This window comes from Dermabacter sp. HMSC08H10 (assembly GCF_001807585.1).
GTDB lineage: Bacteria > Actinomycetota > Actinomycetes > Actinomycetales > Dermabacteraceae > Dermabacter > Dermabacter hominis.
The window spans coordinates 1-4,116 of sequence record NZ_KV789418.1; the positions used below are offsets into that span (position 1 = coordinate 1).

The 4,116-nt window shown below is 56.2% G+C and carries 4 protein-coding genes; all 4 read left to right on the forward strand.

Features of this window, described 5'->3' with window-relative positions; translation table 11 throughout:
- Nucleotides 1–157: 157 nt before the first annotated feature.
- From HMPREF3176_RS02080 to HMPREF3176_RS02095, 4 genes are read left to right on the forward strand one after another with little or no spacing between them, the layout of a single operon-like run.
- A complete protein-coding gene (locus tag HMPREF3176_RS02080) occupies nucleotides 158–457 on the forward strand; it encodes a hypothetical protein (protein ID WP_070457807.1) in 300 nt (99 codons plus the stop codon).
- On the forward strand, nucleotides 447–2,984 hold the full coding sequence (locus HMPREF3176_RS02085; protein WP_070457811.1) for a hypothetical protein: 2,538 nt from the start codon (nucleotides 447–449) through the stop codon (nucleotides 2,982–2,984). The genes HMPREF3176_RS02080 and HMPREF3176_RS02085 overlap by 11 nt, the downstream gene beginning before the upstream one ends.
- A gap of 45 nt (nucleotides 2,985–3,029) precedes the next feature.
- A complete protein-coding gene (locus tag HMPREF3176_RS02090) occupies nucleotides 3,030–3,425 on the forward strand; it encodes a hypothetical protein (protein ID WP_141742338.1) in 396 nt (131 codons plus the stop codon).
- Entirely contained in the window at nucleotides 3,422–3,868 is a 447-nt protein-coding gene (locus tag HMPREF3176_RS02095) for a hypothetical protein (protein WP_070457815.1), read from the forward strand. Before HMPREF3176_RS02090 ends, HMPREF3176_RS02095 begins: the two co-directional genes overlap by 4 nt.
- Nucleotides 3,869–4,116 lie beyond the last annotated feature (248 nt).

Genomic DNA, 4,116 nt, shown 5'->3' on the forward strand with positions numbered 1-4,116 from the left:
GCCAGCGCCGTCGCCAACATCGGCTAACACCACCACACACAAACGCCCTGCCGCCCCAGCGGCGGCAGGGCGACTTACCACTACTACGCACATTTGGGGGTAGTCGATGCAATACGACATCGATCCGGAAGCTTCAGGGCAAATAATTGAAAGCGCAGTGAGCATTATCGATGACCTTAAAATCGCCATCGGTGAAGCTGACTCCGCAATCTCGACAACCGGAACCGCCCTCCAGTACAGCCCTAAGAGCCAATCCGCAATGAACCCCTATCTGGAAGACATCGTCAAAGGGTCCGTCAAGGCTTCACAAGGCACGGCCTACAACACGATCAACTGCACCATCGAAGCTCTCACCTCATACTGCCAAGGTGATGCCACTATGAGTTCAAACTCCGGGAGCGCCAGCGCGAGCATCGGTGCCACTGACATGCCAGGAGGGACCGCCAATGGATCTTGAGCTTCCCGATATCGACAACCCCGCCGCGGTAACCAGCCTCGCCTCTGAAGTCGAGTCTGTCGGCACGCGCACTTTTGACCTAGTGTCCTCTGCACAGGAGACCTGGTACAACCTGTCCGGCACCTATCGCGCGCCCGAAGCAGAGGCCGTGTACAACGGTATGCGCGAACCACTCAAGTTCGCCTCGGCACTCCAGGTCAGTACCAAGTTGGCCAAGCGCGCTCTTGATGAATATGCCGCGAAACTTGTCGAGTTCCACGTTCGCAAAGCCCAGTTAGAGGTTGAAATCATGGCAGCTCAGCTTGCCATGGCACGGGCACTAGCTATGCCCAGAACGAAGACAGAGAAAAACTCTGACGGCGAAAACGAAGAAGTCCCGAACGAAGAGCGCGAGGAAGCGATCGCCGAGGCCCAGGACAAGCTCGAACACCTCGAGAACGAAGTGAAGAAGCTTCGAGATGACATGGACAAGGCCGACTCGGCACTCGCAAGTACGCTCGACGGCAGCGCGACAAATGTGACTAAAGGCGGGCCTGCGACCCCCAATGACCCCTTCGAGCGGTTGCGTCAGGGTGCACTGGACTCGATAAAGGACACCTTTTTACTCGTCGGTGATTTACTAAAGCTTGAGGTCAAGGGCGCTAAGTTCCTGTGGAATAACCGCGACGAAATTCTGAAAGCGGCGAGGGGGCTTGACGACTTCTTCGAAAACGGTGGCTTAGATCGAATGAAGAGCACTGTTGCTAGGGCCCTCATGAAGTTCAGGTCCCGAGACATAGGTTCGGCGGCCCTACGTGGGACAAAGAACCTGTTAGCAGGCGAGTACCGCGATTTCAAGACGGACCCTGCTTATTACATCGGCGGGTTTATTCCTGACGCCATCACGTCCGTGTTCACTGGCGGGGGTGCGGGCGCCCTCAAAATCGGTGTTACTTCCACTGCAAAGGCTACCGCCGGACTCGCCGCTAAGGGCGGGGCTAAAGCCGCCGCCGGCGCAGCAATCAAAGGAGCCGGAGGCGTTGGAACCAAAGGCGCAGCGACGCTCGGCATTGGTGCCGCTGCTCGCCGGAGCGCGAAGAATGCCGGCAGAAACGCTGGCGACGCAATCGCTAAAGCGGGAACGCACGGTGCAACTAAGCATTTCGATGACGCCGCAAGGGCTGGCCGTAAACGAACTGCTCACACACACCCCAACCGTTCGGCAATCGACGCTAGCAAGAGCGTTAATCCAGCCCACTCTGGGGCTGGCGCTCCGGCCAAGAGCCACTTCGCGACTCAAGCAGTTGACAATGCTGATGGACCACACATCAAGGATCGTTTCGGACGGAATTCAGGAGAACCTCTCACCTTCGTCGACGGTCGCAACGCCGCAAACGTCGGTGTAGACGACCGACTGCTCCGTGAATCACGAGATGCTCACAAATACCACCAGGGAGGCCCTCTGGGCGCTGTTACCGAGAATATTGATTCAGCGCACACCCCTCAGCCACACTCTGGTTTCACAAGGCACCATTACGTGAATGACTCCCCCATTCCCCCGAGCCCCAGCATGCCGGCGAACGAGTTCTACGCCTCGCGTGCACGTGCGTCCATGATTGAGGATGCCACTTTGCACGGGGATTATGACCGAGTTGAGTATCTTCAGAAACTGGACGACAGCGCTATCAAGGCGGAGCATCAGCAGTTCAGTTTCGATAAATACGTCGAACGCCACACAGTCGATGGTTCCGAGTTCGAATTCAAGAACAACCTCGAAAGGGATCCGCTCAAACAGTGGCGCGATGCGAACCTTACCCACGAAATAAACGAAGGCGGCTACAAGCCCAAGTCGAACGAGCTCCTTCCCGAAGGCGGCCTGCCCGAAAAAATCGATCGTCCGCGCGGTTACGCTCCAGACCCGAAGGTTCACGTTGCTGATTACGTCAACGAAAACCTTCGTGAAGTGACAGTCGAAGTCGGGCAAAACAAAGTTGTCCACCGGATTTACCCGGACTACATGGAGACTGAAGCTATTGTTCTCGAAAAGTTCACCGCCGTGAAGCGCCTGGATGGCCCGGCCGCACGTGAGTGGATTAAAGAGATCGGAAAGCTCACCAACGACGAGGCCGGTCACATGATGGCGCACATGTACGCACCAAACTCGGGAATTGGGAATTATCTACCTCAATTCACCGACGTCAACCAAAAGACGATTTATGGTATCGAGACGTCACAGATGGACGCGATCATGAAGGAAGATACGTTCACACACTTCTCGACACGCGCTACGCTCGACCCCACTGGACGGCCGGAGAACTACCACGCGATCGCCGACTTCTACGACCGCGAGACCGGAAACCAGTGGCTAAGGATCGACGGTGCCATGCCGAACGGTGAACACCCGATCTTCGACCGCAACCCGGCCAAGTCGGAACTTCCGATGAAGCACATCGATTTCCGCGCCGAGAACCTGAGTGAGGTCAAACGCAACGCGCTCGAGTCCGGCTCAGTGAACTGGCTGCACTTCGACTTGGTCAAGAATCCGTAGGAGACGGGGATAGATCACCCTTTCACAAATCGATAGACTTCTCATATGACTACAATTCATGCACCTTGGGCGGGGACACCCACTGAGCGTTTCGAATATTGCGTGCGGAGGGGCCTCGAACAAACAGATTATCTCGAGTCCTTGACGATCTTCCTTGTTCACACGAAAACAGGCGAATTTTTTGACACCTCGCTCGCCAAATTTGCGGGCAAGGATCCCTACACCGTGAACCTCGCATTCGGCAAGGACCAGCGTAAGCTTCTGCTAGAAGTCTTCCTCGAAAAGCAGGTGCACATTGACACGGCAGCGACCCTCGTCGTGCGGTTCGACCTCGAGCAAGACACATTCGTTTACAATTACGTGGATAATTTTGGAGGCGACGAGCAACCCGTGAGCACTCAGGACCTCCTCGAACTCGCAGAGGAGCTTCGTAAGCAATGACCCAAAACCCCTCGCACGATAGCAGTAGCCTTTCTCGCGACGAGGATAAGCGTCTCCGGGAGCTTGCGGAAGCCCTCCAACTCGACGTTCAAGATTTCACTGGCGAGTGGGATGCGTTCACCGCGGTCTTCACAGTCGCCGACGGTCTCGACGGTCTCACGCTTCAGCAAGTCGATCCAATTTTCTACTTGAAGAACGGCGCCTTCACTCACGGCGTGTTCTCTCGCAAAATTCTCGAAGTTCCTGTTGTTCGATATGTGGAGGCCCGATCACATGATCGGCCCTTCGACATCGCCGTCGTCTTTTTCACGTACGACGCGGAAACCAAGGGCATCGAAACTCGCGTGTTCTGGGATAACGAGGCCGTCACGTTCCTCGTCACCCCCGACACGTGGACCAGCGTGGCGCAGGTTGCGAATCCGTATCGCGAAAAGAAAGCCTAAAAGCAGCGCACCCCAAGCACACCGACCGCCGCAGTGGCATCACCCAGCGGGAGCCACGACGCCTTAGTCGTCTCCTAACAATGCCCCGCTGGCGGAAAACGTTGCCTTAACGGCCGGCATCTCAAGCGCAATTCATAGGCGAAGACAGCGTTTTGAGTGCAGCTTCATCCAGCCCTGGCGTGAACATACGGTGGCGGGTGAACATCGCGGAAATTTCTTGCAAAATGGTTTCTCTTCGGGTGGTGCAC

Excerpts from the sequence above, each read along its gene's own strand:
- HMPREF3176_RS02085 (WP_070457811.1), top strand. The coding sequence starts at position 447 with ATGGATCTTGAGCTTCCCGATATCGACAACCCCGCCGCGGTAACCAGC.
- HMPREF3176_RS02090 (WP_141742338.1), top strand. The coding sequence starts at position 3,030 with ATGACTACAATTCATGCACCTTGGGCGGGGACACCCACTGAGCGTTTC.
- HMPREF3176_RS02095 (WP_070457815.1), top strand. The coding sequence starts at position 3,422 with ATGACCCAAAACCCCTCGCACGATAGCAGTAGCCTTTCTCGCGACGAG.